General features: G+C 63.6%; 18 protein-coding genes. 13 read left to right on the top strand and 5 right to left on the bottom strand.

Translation table 11 applies throughout. From position 1 onward, the window contains the following. Positions 1–12: 12 nt before the first annotated feature. Genes A8G00_RS00555 through A8G00_RS00545 form a run of 3 tightly spaced genes read left to right on the top strand, consistent with a single transcriptional unit; the run spans position 13 to position 2701 of the window. Complete coding sequence (locus tag A8G00_RS00555) at positions 13–795, top strand: type III pantothenate kinase (protein ID WP_044662537.1); 783 nt, start codon at positions 13–15, stop codon at positions 793–795. Beyond that, the gene (locus A8G00_RS00550; protein ID WP_102999690.1) at positions 792–2429 is read left to right on the top strand and encodes a ribonuclease J; all 1638 of its coding nucleotides are present in this window, start codon (positions 792–794) and stop codon (positions 2427–2429) included. The genes A8G00_RS00555 and A8G00_RS00550 overlap by 4 nt, the downstream gene beginning before the upstream one ends. An 11-nt stretch (positions 2430–2440) precedes the next feature. Then, positions 2441–2701: a DUF1467 family protein gene (locus A8G00_RS00545; protein ID WP_025549528.1), complete on the top strand. Its 261-nt coding sequence runs from the start codon at positions 2441–2443 to the stop codon at positions 2699–2701. A 259-nt stretch (positions 2702–2960) separates the two neighbouring features. On the opposite strand, the gene A8G00_RS00540 is transcribed toward A8G00_RS00545, so the two are convergent. Then, the gene (locus A8G00_RS00540) at positions 2961–3641 is read right to left on the bottom strand and encodes a GNAT family N-acetyltransferase (protein ID WP_102999689.1); all 681 of its coding nucleotides are present in this window, start codon (positions 3639–3641) and stop codon (positions 2961–2963) included. Between the two features lie 215 nt (positions 3642–3856). Here A8G00_RS00540 and A8G00_RS00535 point away from each other — a divergent pair, with 215 nt between their 5' ends. Continuing rightward, positions 3857–5800 (top strand): bifunctional diguanylate cyclase/phosphodiesterase, encoded by a 1944-nt coding sequence (locus tag A8G00_RS00535; protein ID WP_172451713.1) that lies wholly within the window; start codon positions 3857–3859, stop codon positions 5798–5800. 8 nt (positions 5801–5808) lie between these two features. Here A8G00_RS00535 and A8G00_RS00530 read toward each other — a convergent pair whose 3' ends face one another. Then, positions 5809–6726, bottom strand: a complete 918-nt coding sequence (locus tag A8G00_RS00530; protein ID WP_253257871.1) for a crotonase/enoyl-CoA hydratase family protein — start codon at positions 6724–6726, stop codon at positions 5809–5811. A gap of 277 nt (positions 6727–7003) precedes the next feature. On the opposite strand from A8G00_RS00530, the gene A8G00_RS00525 reads away from it, so the two are divergent. Then, positions 7004–7183 (top strand): hypothetical protein, encoded by a 180-nt coding sequence (locus A8G00_RS00525; RefSeq protein WP_025549524.1) that lies wholly within the window; start codon positions 7004–7006, stop codon positions 7181–7183. 53 nt (positions 7184–7236) lie between these two features. Then, complete coding sequence (gene tgt / locus A8G00_RS00520; protein ID WP_102999686.1) at positions 7237–8367, top strand: tRNA guanosine(34) transglycosylase Tgt; 1131 nt, start codon at positions 7237–7239, stop codon at positions 8365–8367. 21 nt (positions 8368–8388) lie between these two features. Here the strand turns inward: tgt and A8G00_RS00515 are convergent, their stop codons facing one another. From A8G00_RS00515 to A8G00_RS24650, 3 genes are all read right to left on the bottom strand, one after another. After that, on the bottom strand, positions 8389–9897 hold the full coding sequence (locus tag A8G00_RS00515; protein ID WP_025549522.1) for a sensor histidine kinase: 1509 nt from the start codon (positions 9895–9897) through the stop codon (positions 8389–8391). Between the two features lie 230 nt (positions 9898–10127). Beyond that, positions 10128–10382, bottom strand: coding sequence for a NepR family anti-sigma factor (locus tag A8G00_RS24655; protein ID WP_146032537.1), 255 nt, complete (start codon positions 10380–10382; stop codon positions 10128–10130). 36 nt (positions 10383–10418) lie between these two features. Further along, complete coding sequence (locus tag A8G00_RS24650; RefSeq protein WP_130030177.1) at positions 10419–10640, bottom strand: hypothetical protein; 222 nt, start codon at positions 10638–10640, stop codon at positions 10419–10421. 95 nt (positions 10641–10735) lie between these two features. On the opposite strand from A8G00_RS24650, the gene A8G00_RS00510 reads away from it, so the two are divergent. The 7 genes from A8G00_RS00510 (at position 10736) to prsR (ending at position 17810) form a co-directional block, all read left to right on the top strand. Further along, entirely contained in the window at positions 10736–11530 is a 795-nt protein-coding gene (locus A8G00_RS00510; RefSeq protein ID WP_025549521.1) for a response regulator, read from the top strand. Between the two features lie 92 nt (positions 11531–11622). After that, entirely contained in the window at positions 11623–11757 is a 135-nt protein-coding gene (locus A8G00_RS25765; RefSeq protein WP_025549520.1) for a hypothetical protein, read from the top strand. 116 nt (positions 11758–11873) lie between these two features. Next, entirely contained in the window at positions 11874–12530 is a 657-nt protein-coding gene (locus tag A8G00_RS00505; protein ID WP_025549519.1) for a sigma-70 family RNA polymerase sigma factor, read from the top strand. Positions 12531–12578: 48 nt separating this feature from the next. Continuing rightward, entirely contained in the window at positions 12579–12830 is a 252-nt protein-coding gene (locus tag A8G00_RS00500; protein WP_025549518.1) for a hypothetical protein, read from the top strand. A 161-nt stretch (positions 12831–12991) separates the two neighbouring features. Continuing rightward, positions 12992–14380 (top strand): TIGR03013 family XrtA/PEP-CTERM system glycosyltransferase, encoded by a 1389-nt coding sequence (locus tag A8G00_RS00495; protein ID WP_044662531.1) that lies wholly within the window; start codon positions 12992–12994, stop codon positions 14378–14380. Further along, positions 14377–16446 carry an XrtA/PEP-CTERM system histidine kinase PrsK gene (prsK, locus tag A8G00_RS00490; RefSeq protein ID WP_048575864.1) on the top strand — a complete coding sequence of 690 codons (2070 nt, stop codon included), beginning with the start codon at positions 14377–14379 and terminating at the stop codon, positions 16444–16446. The genes A8G00_RS00495 and prsK overlap by 4 nt, the downstream gene beginning before the upstream one ends. After that, complete coding sequence (gene prsR, locus A8G00_RS00485; protein ID WP_048575863.1) at positions 16446–17810, top strand: PEP-CTERM-box response regulator transcription factor; 1365 nt, start codon at positions 16446–16448, stop codon at positions 17808–17810. The genes prsK and prsR overlap by 1 nt, the downstream gene beginning before the upstream one ends. Positions 17811–18007: the final 197 nt, after the last annotated feature.

The following is an 18007-nucleotide window of genomic DNA, read 5'->3' as shown; positions in this document are numbered from 1 at the left end:
CGGGGATCGGCCATGCTTCTCGCGATCGACGCGGGTAACACCAATGTGGTTTTTGCGCTGCTCGAAGGGCGGGAGATTCGCGCCCGCTGGCGGATCGCGACCGATCCGCGGCGCACCGCCGACGAATATGCGGTATGGCTGAACCAGCTCCTGATGCTGGAGGGCTATAAGATTGCCGATGTGGAGGCGGTCATCATCGCGACCGTCGTGCCGCGCGCCCTGCACAATCTTCAGGTGCTGGCCGATAAATATTTCAGGACGACCGCGCTCATCGCCGGTCAGGCGCCGGTGGAGTGGGGCATCGAACTCGACGTGGCCGAACCGGCCTCGGTCGGGGCGGACCGGGTTGTAAACGCCATCGGCGCGCACCATCTCTACCGCGAGGATTTGATCGTCATCGATTTTGGTACGGCGACGACCTTCGACGTCATCGACTATCACGGCGCTTACAAGGGCGGCATCATCGCGCCGGGCATCAACCTGTCGCTGGATGCGCTGGTCGCGGCGGCGGCGAAGCTACCCAAGATCGCGATTGCGCCGCCGGAGAACCGGTCGGTTATCGGCCGCACCACCGAAGCGCAGATGCATATCGGCGTCTTCTGGGGTTATGTGGCGATGATGGAGGGGCTGGTCGCCCGCATACGTGCGGAAATCGGCCGTCCCGCCAAGGTGATTGCAACGGGGGGCCTGGCGGTCCTCTTCGACGACAATAGCGATATTTTCGATGCGATCGCGCCCGATCTCACGATCCAGGGCCTCGCATTGCTGTATGAACGGAGTTTGAAAACAGAATGATACCCGGAAATGAGCTGATCTTCCTGGCCCTTGGCGGCTCGGGGGAGATCGGCATGAATGTCAATCTCTACGGTTGCCAGGGCAAATGGGTGATGGTCGACTTGGGCCTGACCTTTGCCGATCCCGCCTATCCCGGCGTGGAGCTGGTGCTGCCGGACCTGAGCTTCATCGAGGATCGCAAGGACGATCTGCTGGGCATCGTGCTGACCCACGGGCATGAGGACCATATCGGCGCCATTCCCTATCTCGCGGCCGATCTGGGCGTGCCGCTCTATGCGACGCCCTTCACCGCGGGGCTGATCCGGCTGAAGCTGGAGGAAGAGGGGCTGACCCAGGATGTCGAGCTCAACGTGATCGACAATGAGGGCAGCTTCGCCCTGGGGCCCTTCGGCTTCCGCTATGTGCCGCTGGCGCATTCGATTCCCGAAGGCAATGCGGTGCTGATCGACACGCCCTATGGCAAAATCTTCCATACCGGCGACTGGAAGCTGGACGAAACGCCGCTGCTGGGCCAGCCCTCCACGCCCGAGGAACTGGCGGCCATTGGCGATGAGGGGGTGCTGGCGCTGGTGTGCGACAGCACCAACGTCTTCAATCCCGAAGCCAGCGGCTCCGAAGGCGATGTGCGCGTGGGGCTTATGCAGACCATCGAGGGCGCTAAAGGGCGCGTGCTGGTCACGACTTTCGCGTCCAATGCCGCGCGGTTGCAGACCTTGGGGGAGGTTGCCAATGCCATGGGGCGCAAGCTCTGCGTGGCGGGGCGGTCGCTCGACCGGATCATCTCGACGGCGCGGACGGCAGGTTATCTCAGGGATTTCCCGCCGACCGTCGATTGGGACGATGCGATGGCCTTGCCGCATAATGAGGTGATGATCATCGCCACTGGCGGGCAGGGGGAGGCGCGGGCCGCCCTGTCGCGCATCGCCTTCGACAGCCACCCCATCAAGTTGGACGAGGGCGATCTGGTCGTCTTCTCCTCGAAGCAGATTCCCGGCAATGAGATCGCCATCGGCCGCATCCAGAACGCGCTGGCGGCCAAGGGCGTGCTGATGGTGACGGATCGTCAGGCGGAGGTGCATGTTTCCGGCCATCCGGGCCGTCCCGAACTGGAAGCCATGTATCGCTGGGTACGGCCGCAAATCCTGCTGCCGGTCCATGGCGAGCGGCGGCATATGGCCGAGCAGGCGCGGCTGGGTCTGGCGAGCGGCGTTCCCCATGCGGTGGTGCAGTCCAATGGCGATGTGCTGCGGCTGGCGCCCAACGGGCCGGAGGTCATCGGCAACGAAACGACGGGACGGCTGGTGCTGGATGGCGACGTCATCCTGCCCGCTGACGGAGCGACGATGAACGAGCGGCGCAAGGTTGCGCTGCATGGCCAGATCAGCGTCGCGGTGGCGCTGGATGGCAAGGGCAGGGTGATCGGTTCCCCCGCCTTGCGCACCCAGGGCGTGCCGGTGGAAGAGGACAAGGCCGCGTTTCTGGAGGAGGCGGCCGAGGAGGCTGCGGGCGCTGTACCCAAAGGATCGCAGGACGAAGAGGCGCTGCGTGAACGGGTCAGGCTGGCGGTACGGCGCACGGCCACCCGCTGGACGGGCAAGAAGCCGGTGGTGGACGTGCTGCTCATTCGCGCCTAAGCCCTTTGCGCATGAACTGGTATGCGATCTTTGCCATTTACGTGCTGTTCTGGGTGATCAGCGCCTTCATCGTGCTGCCCTTCGGCATTCGCACGCCCGATGAAACGGGGGAGGCGTTGCGGCCGGGGCAGGCGGACAGCGCGCCCAGCAATTTTCGTCCAGGGGTCGTTGCCTTTCGGGCGACGGTCCTGTCGGCGGTTCTGTTCGGCCTATATTATGCCAATTATGTGGAAGGCTGGATCACGCTGGAGCGATTGACGCATATCGGCTGAGTGTCTGGCCGGAACCGACGGGCAACGCTGTTGCGTAAGCTTGAGTAGGGGCTTCACGACAGAGTTTTGATGTTCGCCCCAGGCCGCATCATGCTCCTGCGAAGGCACTCGAACGAGGCGCGCGACTCGTTTCGACGCAGCGTACTTCAATATGTGGGCACCGGAGGCGCAGAAAGCCGCCATTTGCAGCCCGTCATGGGCCGAATCCCCGCATATCCTGAGCGGGCGAGCCCTCGGGCAGGCTCCGCAGCGAGATGGCTCAGATCCGGGCGACCACCATCATGTGCATCCGCGCCCTTATCCGAAAGCCGAGCGTTTCGTAGAGCGCCACCGTCGCCTCATGTGCGGCATAAGCATGCAGGAACGGCATTTCTCCGCGTTCCAGCATGGCCCTGGCAACGATCTGCATCAGGCCCTTCGCATAGCCCCGCCCGCGATGGTCAGGATGAGTGCAGACGCCGCTGACCTCGGCAAAGCCCGGCATGCGCATCCGCTCTCCCGCCATGGCGATCAGCCTGCCCTGCTCCTTGATGCCGATGAAGCGACCGAGCCGATGGGTCAGCGGCAGGAAAGGGCCAGGCTTCGTCATCAATGCAAGAGCACGCATTTCCGTCGCATCATCATCTGTCAGCACGACGGGCTCCCAGGACGGCGCATTGCCCGGAATCTCCTCCGCCACCATCTGCGCAAGCATCGCTTCGCGGACCAGGCGCGTGCCGGCCGGCGGCGTTTGCGCATCGGGTTCGACGATCCACAGCTCCCCCCGTTCGGGCACAAGCGCAGCCAGCGCCGATCGAGTCGCCGGACTGCCGTCCGCCGCAGCGGCAAAGGGCCCATAGCGAGGATCGATCCGCAGCGCGAGCGCATCCCCTTCGGCCAAGGGCTTCCAGCCGCTGTTGAGGGCGTTCCAGACCGGGCGATGCAGAGGATGATATGACACGATGACGCTATTTTCCGGCTACGACCGGGGAAAGCAAGCCCCTCTTGCCCTGCCTTGCGAGCATAGGTCGCGATGGCCGGTCGATTCCGTAACAATCCGCTAATTCCCGCTTCTTTTGGACGGCGCGATTTACCAAATGGAAATCATGTTTCGGCAATGGTGGCGATGACGTGTCACGCCCTCAACGAAACTTGCTCGCATCCCTGCGAGGGCGCATGACGCCGGACACCCAGCAAAGCGCTGAAGTGCAGGCGAATCTCGTCAAATCCCTTTATGCCTCTCCCGCCTCGCTGATGATCGGTGCGGTTGCCGGCGGCGCGCTGGGGCTGGTGATCGCATGGCATGCGCGGCTGCCCGCCATCACCGCGATTGCGGTCCTGATCTGTCTCGTCGGGCTCAGCCGGTCGATCTCGGCCGTCTATTTTCAGCGGCAGCTTTCCCATCAGCATCGTGTTACCCAACCGATCTGGGGGTTGGCCTATGAGTTGGGCGCCTGGGGCTATGCAGCATTGTTGGGGACGCTGGCGTTCGCAACGCTGCTGTTAAGTTCGGATATCAAGCTTCATACGCTGAGCGTCTGCCTGGTAGCCGCCTATTCAGGCGGAATTGCGGGGCGGAATGCCGGTCGCATCCATATCGCCATTGGCCAAACCTGCTTTGCTCTTTTGCCGACCTGCCTTGGTTTGGTCATGTCGGGAGGACTTGGCTACCGTGTGTTGGCGACAATGCTGTTCCTGATGATCTTCGCCATGGCGGAAATCACCAAAACCACGCATCGTATCGTGCTGGAGGCGTTGCAGGGCAAATATGAAAAAACCCAACTTGCCACCAAGTTCGAACGCCTCGCCCGCTTCGACAGTCTGACCGGTGTCGAGAACCGCATGGCGATGCAGATGCGGTTGCGCGAAATGTTCGATGGGCGGCAATCCAACCAGGATTCCATGGCGGTGTTCTGGATGGACCTGGACCGCTTCAAGGAAATCAACGATTCCCTGGGGCATATGATCGGTGACCAGCTGTTATGCAGAGTCGCCGAAAGGCTGTCTCATGCGCTGGACGGGCGCGGCCATGTCGCGCGATTCGGAGGAGACGAATTCGTGCTGATCTGCCCGGGCGCGGACCGTGGCAAAGCAGAGCGGATCGCCGGCGACGTGATGGCCGAATTCACCCATGACTTCGATGTCGGCGGCTATCGTCTGGGTGTAACCGCCTCCATGGGCATTGCCGTTGCGCCGAGCGATGGACAGGACAGCGAGGAACTGCTCCAGCATGCCGACATGGCGCTGTATCAGGCGAAGCATGCGGGCCGAAACCGCCATGCGCAATTCGCCTGGTCGATGAAGGAGCGGCAGAACCGCACCTACGATCTGGAAATGGGCCTGCGCGGCGCCATGGCGAATAATGAGCTGGTGCTGCACTATCAGCCGATCTTCGACACGAAAACCGGCAAGATCACGATTTGCGAGGCCCTGATGCGATGGGATCATCCGACGCTCGGCCGCATTTCCCCTGCGGAGTTCATCCCCATCGCGGAAAGCTGCTCGATGATCGAACCGATCACGGCCTGGGCGCTGGAGCAGGCCTGCCAGGATGCGATGGAATGGGATGAGAATGTCCGCGTCGCGGTCAATATCTCCCCGGTGTTGATCAAGAGCGACAGCCTGCCCCGCGCGGTCATCGCGGCGCTGATGCAATCGGGACTGAGGGCGCGTCGGCTGGAACTGGAGGTGACCGAGTCGATCTTCCTGGAGGATAGCGGCCGGACCAACCTGATCCTGTCCGATCTCCAGCGGATCGGCCTGCGGCTGGCGCTGGACGATTTCGGGACCGGCTATTCCTCGCTGGGTTATCTGCGCGACTATGCCTTCGACACGATCAAGGTCGACCAGAGCTTCATGCGTGGCGTCGAGGAGAATTCACGCCATAGGGCGATTGCCCAATCGGTTGCCTATCTGGCCCACGCGCTGGATGTCGAAACGGTGGCAGAGGGGATCGAGACGGAGGATCAGCTGCGTTGCGCTCGCGAAATGGGCTTCACAAATGTCCAAGGCTTCATACTAAGCCGGCCGATTTCCGCCGACCAGATGCTTGAGATGATGCGCAGCATGGAAAGCAACGTGGACAGCGTCGAGGCAACGCCAGACCGACGTAGCGCCTGATAGAGGGATTATTTGTGAAGTCTGGTCTGGGCTGATGCCAAGCGACGCATCATCCGCACATCCTTGAGGTCGAGTTTCAGCGCAGTGGCAGCCCAGTTTTCGACAATGTCCTTGAGTTCCGCATATTCCAGCGGATTGACGCGGCGACCCGCCTCGAACACGCCTACGTGGCCGGCATGATGCCTCTGATTGTCGGCGACATAGTTGCGCACGGCCTGCTCCCCCTCGCCGTCATCTACGAGGAGGGTGACGATGCCCATGTCAGCCATTTCTTCGGCGGAATATACCTTGCCGGACAAGATCATGCGTTCCGCCATGCGCTGGCCTAATTTGCGGCTGAGGATCGAATAAGCGCCCATTCCTGGGAATAGCCCGAACAGCATTTCAGGAAGGCCGAAACGCGCGCTACGTTCGGCGATGACTACGTCGAAGCACAACAATGCTTCGAAACCTCCGCCTAGTGCGTCGCCCTGTGCCAATGCTATCGAAACCACTGGAACATCTGCATTGCGCCATGCGCGGTGCACGACGTCGATGCAGGCATGGCCATATTTGATGAGGGCGGGCAAATCACCCCGTTCGATACAGCTTGCAAAGAGTTCGAGGTCGCCGCCCAGGTTGAACACTCCCGGAAAGCGGGAGCCAAGAACCATATATTTGACCGGAAGCGTGCCATCGTTGAAGAGGCGATGGGTTTCGGTCTGCCACAGGCGAATATCGCGTAGCATGGGCATGCTGTAATTCGGTCGATTCGATGGCGTCATGAACGCCCAGAGCGTAGCGGCATCCGCCTCCCAGCTTATGTCGATCTGGCCGAGGTCGAACATGGTCGAGGTGCCGACGTCCGGCGTCGAGGCCATGCTTTCCGTAACGACAGCCACGACATCTTCCTCCGCCGGAAGAGGGGCGGGAGTCAGATCGTCCATATGTTCACGGCCGGAATTAAATCGTCCGGAATCAACCATCTGAGCCCCCAAACTGCAACAGATGTTAAGCAGAACAGGGTTGCCGCGCTTATGCAATCGCGCCGAAAGGCATTGCCCCGGAATTAACCATTTTTAATAGCAACTGTTGCAGGGATGTCGCCCAAAAACTGGCCAATCGCGGAGTTTTGTTGTATTTATGCAACAAACAGCTTCTTTGAAAACTTGTCGCAAATCGGGCGCAGGCCTTTGTTAACCTTTATTAATTACGATCATCGTCATGAACACGCCCCGAACCGACAGGCAGCTTGTGACCCTGCTGCTGCACGACCTGCAAGGTGAGTCATGGCAGCTCAGCCTGGCTGCGGATTGTCTTTGTTTCATCGGCAATTACCGCCGGGTCGAGGGGTTCGATGTCGACGCGATCGTTGCGCTTGACGGGCTGCGCAAGAAGGGCTGAAGCGCGGCTTTGCGGCCTTGTCTGGCGCCTCTTTCGACCGTACAGCGCGCGCTGTGACAAATCCCCGCTTCTCCTTTTCGATCGCCGCGACCGACGGCAAGGCCCGCACGGGCGCCATCCAGATGCGCCGGGGCGAGATTCGCACGCCTGCCTTCATGCCGGTCGGCACCGCCGCCACGGTGAAGGCGATGCGTCCGGCCGAAGTGCGTGCAGCCGGTGCAGACATCATTCTTGGCAACACCTATCATCTGATGCTTCGTCCGGGGGCGGAACGCGTCGCGCGACTGGGCGGCCTGCACGCCTTCATGGGCTGGGACAGGCCGATCCTGACCGATAGTGGCGGTTATCAGGTGATGAGCCTCAGCGCGCTGACGAAGATGAGCGAGGAGGGGGTCGCCTTTTCCAGCCATATCGACGGCTCCAGGCATATGCTGACGCCCGAGCGTTCGATGGAGATCCAGCGGTTGCTGGACAGCGACATCGTCATGGCTTTCGACGAGTGCACCAGGAACGGCTGCACCCATGACGAGGCGGCGAAGTCCATGGAGCGTTCCATGCGTTGGGCGAAACGCTCCAGAGACGGGTTCGATGCAGGTGTGGAGCATGCGGAGCGGGCGGCGCTGTTCGGTATCCAGCAGGGATCGCTGGACGAGGGCCTGCGGCGGATTTCGGCGGAAAAGCTGATCGACATCGGCTTCGACGGCTATGCCGTCGGCGGGCTGGCCGTGGGCGAGGGGCAGGAGGCGATGTTCGCCACGCTCGATTTCGCGCCCGGCATGCTGCCGGCGGACAAGCCGCGCTACCTGATGGGAGTGGGCAAGCCGGACGACATTGTCGGCGCGGTGGAACGGGGGATCGACATGTTCGACTGCGTATTGCCCACCCGCAGCGGGCGCAACGGTCAGGCCTTCACCTGGGCCGGGCCGCTCAACATCCGCAATGCGCGCTTTGCGGAGGACAAGGGGCCGCTCGATCCGCGCTGCGGTTGCCCGGTCTGCACGACCTGGAGCCGCGCCTATCTGCACCATCTGGTCAAGGCCGGCGAGATGCTGGGCGCGATGCTGATGACGCAGCATAATATCCATTTCTACCAGGCGCTGATGCAGGGGATTCGGGACAGCATCGCCATCGGGCGCTTTCAAGGCTTCGCAGCGGATTTCCGGCGGGATTATCAGCGGGCCTGAGGGGGCAAGCTCCCCGAACGCCTATTCCAGCACCGTAATGACGATCGCATAGTCGCCCGTCTCCGGATCATGGTCCAGCGGTGCGCGCAACTGGCGTGACAGGCCGGTGAGCACCCGTCCGTAGCGCTCCTCCAGCCGGGCGGTCATGTCCGGCGATCCGCGCAGCGCCGGCGAGAGGATGTGGAGCACCGCCCGGTCGGTGCGGCCCGGTTCCAGTTGCACGGAGATCCGCATCGCCGTGCGCGGATTGGACAGCATGGCAAGTTCCACCAGCTCGGTCAGCAGGAAGGCGATGGGCACCGCGACGTCCTGGCTGATGTGCAGATTGTCGCTGTCGATCTGAATGCCGAAGCGGCGCGCCTCGGCCGGGGCGGTGCCGCGCAGGCTTGCCGACAGTTCGCTGATCAGCGACCGCACGCCGACGCCGCGATGTTCCTCCAGCTCGGCATAATGGTTGCGGTGGACGACCGACAGCGCATCGACCCGCCGCTGGATAGTCGCATAGGCCTCGACCGCTTCGGCGTCATGGGCGGATCGCGCGTGCAGGTTGATCAGGCTCGCAATGATCTGGAGGTTGTTCTTGACCCGGTGATGGACCTCCCGCGTCAGCTTTCGCTGGGTTTCCAGGCCCTCCGCCATCTCCGCCTCATGGGTGGCGACATCTTCGCTGATTTCGCGGAAGGTGTCGCCCAGCGCCACGATCTCCTGCGCCGGGGTGCGGATGCGGCGCATCGGTTCCAGCACCTGACCGGGTTCATAGGCCGCCACCGTGCGGCGCAGCAGCACCAGCGGCCGGATCAGAAGGCGGTTGACGACGAACCAGCCAATGGCCGCCGCGGCGAACCACATGACCAGCGGCAGGAACAGCGACAACATGCGCGCGATCGTGACCGGGGGATCGCGCACCGTCATGGTGAGCACGATGTCGGGCGGGTCGAGCCGGGCGGAAAGCGTGGTGCTATGCCCGCCCGAAAGGCCGGCCGGACGGGTGATGAGCAGGCTGCGGCCGCCCTCATTCAAGGTGATCTGCCGGTTCTGCAACGTGCCCGCCGGGTTGGTCATCGCCTCCAGATAGCCGCGCGGATAATAAGCGATGGCGACGACCGCGCCGTTGGCGCTCCGCGCCCGGCTGATGAGATAGGGCGAATCCGTCAACAACTGCGCGGCGGCATCGCCGAAACGTTCCGACCGGGGAAGGCCCGGCGGTTCAGGCAGGGTGGAACCGCAAAGCCGCCGGCCCGAGCGGTCGTAGATATAATAGCGGCCGCCGCCACGGTCATGAGAGGTCAGGAAGGCCGAAAGGCGCGCGCACATCGCCGGATCGGGGCCGGATGTCGCAAAGGCATTGGCCGTCAGCATCAGCGCCGTTCGGTCGGACGCGAGATCGGCGGACAATTTGCGCGCACTTTGCGTCACCGCCACGCGCAGCAGCGCTTCCTTTTCCAGGTCGGTGGTGCGGATCGCCTGAAGCGAAGCGACCAAGGCGATCAGGCCTAGCGGCAGCAGGGCCAGCGTCAGGATGAGGAACATCTTGACGCCGGTGGAATGGGAAACCGCGTTCAATCTCTGAATGAAGGAAGCGGCCGGGGGAAGCATGCCTTCGGCCGGCGGCGGTGGGGATATTCTGTCCATTTACCTGACGCTGAACATCGAACGCCGATTCTTCGGGGAGAGCGTCGCTCGCCGGCCGGATTTTACCAGATGCGCCATGTCCCCTCCGCTTGTTTCCGGCTCCCCCCGGTCCGGCCGATCAGGGAGAGTCAGTCGAGCTTGCTGAGAAGGTCAAGCATTTCCGCGGGAATATCCTCGTCAACCGCGCGCTGATAGACGGATCGCAGGGCATTGGCGACCTGGCCGTCGTCTTTCGCGGCCGAGGTGCGTTTCTTGCGGGCGACACTGCTCTTCACGCCAGAATCCGGAGTGTTGGTGCCGACATCTTTCTTGTCCCCTCCCGTCACATCCCGTTCCGTCGTTGAAGCAACCAAAACACGCCCCTCTGCAGCCATCAATGTCATGCCAGCCTGCTCTTTTTGCGGCTTTCCCCTATGACGTCAATTCGGCGTCAGGGAAATCAAAACACAAAATTCCAAAGATTTTCGAAAAAACCGAACGGCAGTGAAACAAATCCGTTGGTCGTTGGTTCCCTTGGCGAAGCATTTTTTGCCCGCCGCACGAGGTCGGTGGCGAGAATGGAAGGCGACGCGGGCGGTCATGCCCGAAGCATTTCCATTCTGAAAGGGGGTAAGGGGGCTTGCCACATCGGCATCGTCCATCCATCCTCCCATTCCGGCGAATGTTTCGGCATTTTGGTTAAGGCGTGGCTTTAACATAGGACAAGGCGCCCGATGGGCTGGGAGAATTTTTACAGATGTCGCTTGGTCAGCAACTGCACCCCCACCTTCCTTTCCTGCGGCGCTACGCGCGTGCGTTGACGGGCAGCCAGGCGCATGGCGATGCCTATGTGCGCGCCACGCTGGAGGCGATCGTGGCGGCGCCCGACGAATTTCCGTCGAATGTCGATCCGCGCCTTGGCCTCTACAAGACTTTCCATGCGATCTGGTCCTCGTCCCATCTGGAAGACGGGCCGGTGCTGACCGGCGCCGACGGGCAGGAGGCGATCGCACAGGCACGACTCGCCCGCCTGACGCCGCTGCCGCGCCAGGCGCTGCTGCTGACGGCGCTGGAGGGATTTACCGTCGATGACGTCGGCTATCTGATCGGCCTGGACAGCGACGATGTGGAAGCGCTGGTCAAGGAAGCGCTGAGCGAGATCGAGGCGCAGACCCGCGCCAAGGTGCTGATCATCGAGGATGAGCCGATCATCGCGATGGATATAGAGACCATCGTTCGCGACCTGGGGCATGAAGTCACCGCCATCGCCGTCACGCGCGAGGATGCGGTGCGCGAAGCCATGGCGGAACGGCCCGGGCTGGTGCTGGCGGACATCCAGCTTGCCGACGATTCGAGCGGCATCGATGCGGTGAAGGACATCCTCGCCGAATTCTCCGTTCCGGTGATCTTCATCACCGCCTTCCCCGAACGCCTGCTGACGGGCGAACGGCCGGAGCCGACCTTCCTCATCACCAAGCCTTTCCAGCGTTCGACTGTCAAGGCCGCGATTTCTCAGGCGCTGTTCTTCGACGAAGCGACCGCCCCGGCCTGACGTTGCGCGCGGCTTTCTGAAATTAGGCTGGAAAGAAGGGGAACCCCGGTCCGCGACCCGCGTTATTGATGCGTAACGATCGGGAGCGACCCATGGTCGAACAGGAGCAGCATATTGCGACGGAAGAAGCCAGGGCGGGCTCGACGCCGCATATCGTGCGTTACGTGCTCGGCGTTTCACTGACACTCGCGATCATCGTGATGATTGTGATATTGTGGGGCCATTGAACGCGGTTGCGGCAATTGGTCCTTGAGAAGAAAAAGATTGGGATGCGGACGCACATATGGCTTTGACGACTTCCGTTCATGCAGCGAGGGCGACAGCCGGTGAAGGGGTTGTTACCATGAGCGACGGCGTGGGCCAGGATGTTGAGCGCGAAACGCTTTCAGACACCGATTTCAAGCGGGAACTGGCGGCGGTCATCCCCCATCTGCGCGCCTTCGGACGGTCCCTGTCCGGCAATCGCGATGTCGCGGACGATCTGGTGCAGGAAACGCTGCTGAAGGCCTGGGCCGCGCGCAGCCGCTTCCAGGCGGGCACCAACATGCGTGCCTGGACCTTCATCATCCTGCGCAATCATTATCTGTCGCAGATGCGCCGTTCCCGCTTCCGGGGCGATTGGGACGATCTGGCGGCCGACCGCCTGCTTGCCGCGCCCGCCGGGCAGGACAAGCATGTCGAACTGTCCGACATGCAGCGCGCCTTGCTGCAATTGCCGCAGCCCCAGCGAGAGGCGCTGATCCTGGTCGGCGCCGGCGGCTTCGCCTATGAGGAAGCCGCCGAAATCTGCGGCGTCGCCGTGGGCACCATCAAGAGCCGCGTCGCCCGCGGCCGCGCCGCGCTGGAGCAGATATTGGAAAATGGCGAACTGCCATCCCGCCGCAGCCAGGAAAGCAGCGACGCCGCGGTGCTGGACGAGATCATGGACGATGTCGACCGGTTGAGCCGGGGCCGGGAATCCCGGGAAACAGGTGAAGATACCGACTCCGACGTGGAGTGATCTGTGCTATACTCTCCGCCTCGGTATGCGAGGATCGGGAGAAGGAGAATGGACGAAGGTCGTAAGGACGAACCCTTCGAACCGGCTTCCTTGCCGGGCCGGTCGCGGGGAAGCCTGATCATATTCCTTCTGGTCGCCCTGGCGCTGGTGCTGGCGATCGGCTTTTTCTACATGACGAAGGAACGCGACGACCGCCGTGCCGACGCCCTTATGAAGGCAGCCGGTTCCGTCGACAGCGCCGCCCATGTTGTTGGCCACGCGGCGAAGAACGCCGCGGATGCGCTTCGCAACCAGAATTGATCGCCCCTGCCGGTCCGCTTCGCCGGCATGGCCGGTGGTCCCGTTCAGAAAATCTTTGTGATTGTCGTGCATTGTCCCTGACAGTGTCGGGTTTCCTTACAGCGCCTGTAAGCTGATCCGGCTGTCACCTGCGCGCCGGGCGCAGCGGGAACGCGCGACGAATGATAAGATTGTTCAAACATTATGTGCCGCATGCGGTCCTGCTGCTCGGCCTTCTGGACTTCATGCTGCTGATGGCGGCGGCTGAAGGCGGGTGGATTCTGCGCGCCCGCCAGATCGGCATGGAGGTCGATCATGTTTCGACCCGCATCGCGCCGCTGCTCAGCTTCGGCCTGGCCATCCAGACAGCGATGATCGCGGTCGGCGTCTATGGGCCGGAGGCGCTGCAATCCATCCGCTACGCGCTGGCGCGGCTGCTGGTCGCCATATCGCTGGGCGTGCTGTTCCTGTCGGTCATGCATTTCCTGCTGCCGGACATCACGCTCTGGCGGTCCAATTCGCTTTACGCCATGGGGCTCGCCATTGCCCTGCTGCTGGCGATCCGCGTCCTTTTGGGATCGATGCTCGGCGGCGAAGCGTTCAAGCGGCGGCTGGTCGTGCTGGGCGCGGGCAATCGCGCCGACCGCATCCGGGAGATCGAGCAGCGCAAGGGATCTGGCTTCCTCGTCGTCGGCTACATCGCGATGAATGACGGCGCGCAGGTGATCCCGGAGGCGATCAACCGCAGCGCCATCTACAATCTCGCCGATTTCGTCGTCCGCCTGGCCGCGAGCGAGGTGGTGCTGGCGCTGGAGGAACGGCGCAACGCCTTGCCGCTGAGCGACCTGCTGCGCATCAAGACCACCGGCGTCCATGTGAACGAAATCTCCACCTTCCTGGAGCGGGAAACCGGCCGCGTCGACCTGGACAGCGTCAATCCGAGCTGGCTGATCTTCTCCGACGGCTTTTCCGCCGGCCGCCGCCTGTCCAGCATCGCCAAGCGGCTGTTCGACGTCCTCGCCAGTTCGATCCTGCTGCTGCTGACCGGCCCCATCATCCTGCTGGCCGCCCTGTTGGTGAAGCTCGACAGCAAGGGGCCCGCCTTCTACCGCCAGCAGCGCGTCGGCCTTTACGGCGAGGAATTCTGGATCGTGAAGCTGCGCACCATGCGACAGGACGCGGAACTGTCCGGCCAGGCGGTCTGGGCGGAAAAGGACGATCCGCGCATCACCCGTCTCGGCTATTGGCTGCGCAAGCTGCGCATCGACGAACTGCCGCAGACATGGACGGTGCTGAAGGGCGAGATGAGCTTCGTCGGCCCGCGCCCCGAACGCCGCCAGTTCGTCGAGGATCTGGAACAGCATCTGCGCTATTATGCGGAGCGGCATATGGTGAAGCCCGGCATCACCGGCTGGGCGCAGATCAACTATCCCTATGGCGCGTCGATAGAGGATGCCCGGAACAAGCTGGAATATGATCTTTACTACGCCAAGAACTACACGCCTTTCCTCGATCTGCTGATCCTCATCCAGACGCTGCGCGTCATCCTCTGGCCGGAGGGGGCGCGGTGAGCGGCCTGCTGCAATTCGTCGGGGACTGGGGCCATGCGCTGGCCGCCGTGCTGTTCGCGGCGCTCGGCATTTTCGTCCTGCGCCGCCGGGAAGAAGCCGCCGAACAGCGCCTGCTGGCCGCCGCGCTGCTGCTGACCGCCTGCTGGTCGCTCTATGTCTCCTTCGGCGGGGTGGGCAAGCCGCTGACCGGCATCGGAGAAAATATCCGAAACGCGGCCTGGCTGCTGCTGCTGTTCGCGATGCTGCGGCGGAACGGCGCGGTGCGGGGAGAATCCCTGCTGGCGATCGGATCGGTCTATGCCGCCGTGGCGGGAATCATCCTGCTTCAGACCTTCACCGACCTCATCTGGCGGCAATTGCCGGAGCCTAGCGACCTGCACCGCGCGCTTCTTCACGCCTCGCTGGTGCTGCACCTGATGACCGCCATCGGCAGCCTGATGCTGGTCCATCATCTCTATATCAGTTGGCCGGTGCGGGAGCGGGAGCGGGTGGCGCTGCTGCTGGGGGCGCTGGCGGCGATGTGGACATATGACCTCAATCTCTATGCCATCGCCACTTTCGCCATCGACCGGGCAAGCGATCTCTACGCGCTGCGCGGGCCGATGATGGCGCTGCTGGCCCCGGTGATCGCGGCGGGAATGCGCGCCGACATGGCCGGACGGCTGCAACTGTCCCGCGCCCTGACATTCCAGTCGCTCTCCCTCGCGGCCATTGCGCTCTACATCGCGGTGCTGGCGGCGGCGGCGGTGCTGGTGGAACTGGTCGCCGGGCCCTATGCCCGCGCTGTCGAGATCGGCTGCGTCTTCTTCCTGGCGGTAAGCGCGCTCGTGCTGCTGCCTTCCCGCCGGCTCCGCGCCCTCTGGAAGGTGCAGGTGGCCAAGCATTTCTTCCAGCACCGCTATGACTATCGCACCGAATGGATGCGCTTCGGCGACACCATAGGCCGCCCCGGCGACAATGCCCTGCCTTTGGGGGAGCGCGTGGCGAAGGCGGTGGCCGACATCACCGATTCTCCCGCCGCCCTGCTGATGCTGCGTGCGGACGACGGCGCGCTGGCGTTCGAAACGCACTGGAACTGGCAGGGGGACAGGCCGGACGGATCGGTCGTGCCCGCCCCGCTCGCCGCCCTCATCGAACAGAGCGGCTGGATCATCGACATCGACCGCCCGCCTTCCGGGGCCGGGGAAATCAGTGCGCCGGGCTGGATGAGCCTGGACCGCCGCGCCTGGGCGCTGGTGCCGCTGATCCATTTCGGCCGGCTGATCGGCGCGATCCTGCTTGCCCGCCCGCCGATCGACCGCCGGCTCGACTGGGAGGATTTCGACATGCTGCGCGCCGCCGGACGGCAGGCGGCCAGCTATCTGAGCGAGGCGCAGGGCCAGCAGGCGCTGGACGACGCCCAGCGTTTCGAGGAGTTCAACCGCCGCTTCGCCTTCATCATCCATGACGTCAAGAATCTGGTGAGCCAGCTTTCGCTGCTCGCCCGCAATGCGGAGCGGCACGCCGACAATCCGGATTTCCGCACCGACATGGTGCTGACGCTGAAGGAATCGGTGGGCAAGATGAACGACATGCTCGCCCGCCTGTCGCAGCATAACAAGGGCCGGGCGGAGGAACCCCGGCCCATGGCGCTGCGCGAAGTGGCGGAGCAGGTCGCGCGCACCCGCTCGCGCCAGCACGAAATAGGCGTGACCGGCGACGCGCCGCCCGTGCTGGCCGATCCCGCCAGGGTCGAGCAGATCGTCACCCACCTGCTCCAGAACGCCATCGACGCCAGCCGGCCGGACAGCCCCGTGGAATTGCGCTTGTCCGCCGATGGTGGCTGCGCCCTGCTGGATGTCGTCGATCAGGGCCGGGGGATGACCGCGGAATTCATCCGCCGCGAATTGTTCAAGCCCTTCTCCTCCAGCAAGGCGGGGGGCTTTGGCATCGGTGCGTTCGAGGCGCGGGCCCTGGCCCAGGCGATGGGCGGGCGGATCGATGTGGAAAGCAAGCCCGGCGTGGGGAGCCGGTTCACGCTGCGCCTGCCTTTGGCGCAACAGGATCTTAGGGGGAAGGCCGCCTGATGAGCGACATGCGACCGAAACTGCTGATCGTCGAGGACGATCCGGGCCTGCAACGGCAATTGCGCTGGGCCTATGAGGAATATCAGCTCTTCATCGCGGGCGACCGGGAGGAAGCGATAGAGATGCTGCGCGAGCAGGCGCCCGATGTGGTGACGCTGGACCTGGGCCTGCCGCCCGATCCCGACGGCACCAGCGAAGGGTTCGCGACGCTGGCGGAAATGCTGCGGATCAAGCCGGACACGAAGGTCATCGTCGCGTCCGGCCATGGGGCGCGGGAAAGCGCGCTCCAGGCCATTTCCGGCGGCGCCTATGATTTCTACCAGAAGCCGGTCGACATCGATGAGCTGGGGCTGATCGTCCGCCGCGCCTTCCACGTCCATGCGCTGGAGCGGGAAAATGCCCGGCTGGCCGAAACCGCGCCGGAGGGCGGGCGCGTGCTGGGCCGGCTGATCACCGCCGCGCCGGAAATGATGAAGGTCGCCCGCACCATAGAACGGGTGGCGGCCGCGGACGTTTCCGTCCTGCTGCTGGGCGCAAGCGGCACCGGCAAGGAATTGCTGGCGCAGGGCCTGCACGATGCCAGCCCGCGCCGGGACGGGGCCTTCGTCGCGATCAACTGCGCGGCGATTCCCGAAACATTGCTGGAGGCCGAACTGTTCGGCCATGAGAAGGGCGCCTTCACCGGGGCGATCAAGACCACGCCCGGCAAGATCGAGCAGGCGCAGGGCGGCACGCTCTTCCTGGACGAAGTGGGCGACATACCGCTGGCCTTGCAGGTGAAGCTGCTGCGCTTCCTGCAGGAGCGGGTGATCGAACGGATCGGCGGACGCCAGCCCATATCGGTCGACACGCGGATCGTCTGCGCCACGCATCAGGATCTGGAAGCCATGATCGCGGCGGGTACTTTCCGGGAGGACCTCTATTATCGCCTGGCGGAGATCGTCGTGCGCATTCCCGCTCTCCGGGAGCGGCCGGGCGATCCGGCGCTGCTGGCGCGGCATTTCCTCCACCGCTTCGCCAAGGAGATGAATCCGCAGGTCAAGGGGCTCGCGCCCGATGCGCTGGCGGCGCTCGACGCCTGGGGCTGGCCGGGTAATGTGCGAGAGCTGGAAAACCGCATGAAGCGCGCCGTCATCATGGCCGACGGCAAGCATGTGACCGCGGCCGATCTCGATCTGGACGGGGATCGCGCCGAAGGCGGTGATGTGGTGAACCTGAAGGCGGCGCGGGAAATGGCCGACCGCCGCGCGATCCGCCGGGCGATTGCGCGGACGGACGGGAATATCTCCGGCGCGGCGAAGATGCTGGGGATCAGCCGGCCGACGCTCTACGATCTACTGAAGCAATATCGGATGCAGAATTGAAGGCCCCGATTGTACCAAAGCGCGCCGCGTCCATTGGAGTGCGGGGAAATGGCCAATCTAAGACATTCCCCTCCCGCAGGCGGGAGGGGTTAGGGGTGGGTGCGAGCGCAGCGAGCTTCCAGCTTAGCCGTTGCAAATTCCCGCTGATGTCGCGCTAGCCCACCCCCTAGCCCCCTCACGCCTGCGGGAGGGGGAAT

It is taken from the genome of Sphingobium sp. SA916 (genome assembly GCF_002894065.1).
GTDB lineage: Bacteria > Pseudomonadota > Alphaproteobacteria > Sphingomonadales > Sphingomonadaceae > Sphingobium > Sphingobium fuliginis.
This window is presented reverse-complemented; position numbering and strand designations above follow the sequence as displayed.

Excerpts from the sequence above, each read along its gene's own strand:
- A8G00_RS00555 (WP_044662537.1), top strand. The coding sequence starts at position 13 with ATGCTTCTCGCGATCGACGCGGGTAACACCAATGTGGTTTTTGCGCTG.
- A8G00_RS00550 (WP_102999690.1), top strand. The coding sequence starts at position 792 with ATGATACCCGGAAATGAGCTGATCTTCCTGGCCCTTGGCGGCTCGGGG.
- A8G00_RS00545 (WP_025549528.1), top strand. The coding sequence starts at position 2,441 with ATGAACTGGTATGCGATCTTTGCCATTTACGTGCTGTTCTGGGTGATC.
- A8G00_RS00535 (WP_172451713.1), top strand. The coding sequence starts at position 3,857 with ATGACGCCGGACACCCAGCAAAGCGCTGAAGTGCAGGCGAATCTCGTC.
- A8G00_RS00530 (WP_253257871.1), bottom strand. The coding sequence starts at position 6,726 with ATGGACGATCTGACTCCCGCCCCTCTTCCGGCGGAGGAAGATGTCGTG.
- A8G00_RS00525 (WP_025549524.1), top strand. The coding sequence starts at position 7,004 with ATGAACACGCCCCGAACCGACAGGCAGCTTGTGACCCTGCTGCTGCAC.
- A8G00_RS00515 (WP_025549522.1), bottom strand. The coding sequence starts at position 9,897 with ATGTTCCTCATCCTGACGCTGGCCCTGCTGCCGCTAGGCCTGATCGCC.
- A8G00_RS24655 (WP_146032537.1), bottom strand. The coding sequence starts at position 10,382 with ATGACATTGATGGCTGCAGAGGGGCGTGTTTTGGTTGCTTCAACGACG.
- A8G00_RS24650 (WP_130030177.1), bottom strand. The coding sequence starts at position 10,640 with ATGGACGATGCCGATGTGGCAAGCCCCCTTACCCCCTTTCAGAATGGA.
- A8G00_RS00510 (WP_025549521.1), top strand. The coding sequence starts at position 10,736 with ATGTCGCTTGGTCAGCAACTGCACCCCCACCTTCCTTTCCTGCGGCGC.
- A8G00_RS25765 (WP_025549520.1), top strand. The coding sequence starts at position 11,623 with ATGGTCGAACAGGAGCAGCATATTGCGACGGAAGAAGCCAGGGCGGGC.
- A8G00_RS00505 (WP_025549519.1), top strand. The coding sequence starts at position 11,874 with ATGAGCGACGGCGTGGGCCAGGATGTTGAGCGCGAAACGCTTTCAGAC.
- A8G00_RS00500 (WP_025549518.1), top strand. The coding sequence starts at position 12,579 with ATGGACGAAGGTCGTAAGGACGAACCCTTCGAACCGGCTTCCTTGCCG.
- A8G00_RS00495 (WP_044662531.1), top strand. The coding sequence starts at position 12,992 with ATGATAAGATTGTTCAAACATTATGTGCCGCATGCGGTCCTGCTGCTC.
- prsR (WP_048575863.1), top strand. The coding sequence starts at position 16,446 with ATGAGCGACATGCGACCGAAACTGCTGATCGTCGAGGACGATCCGGGC.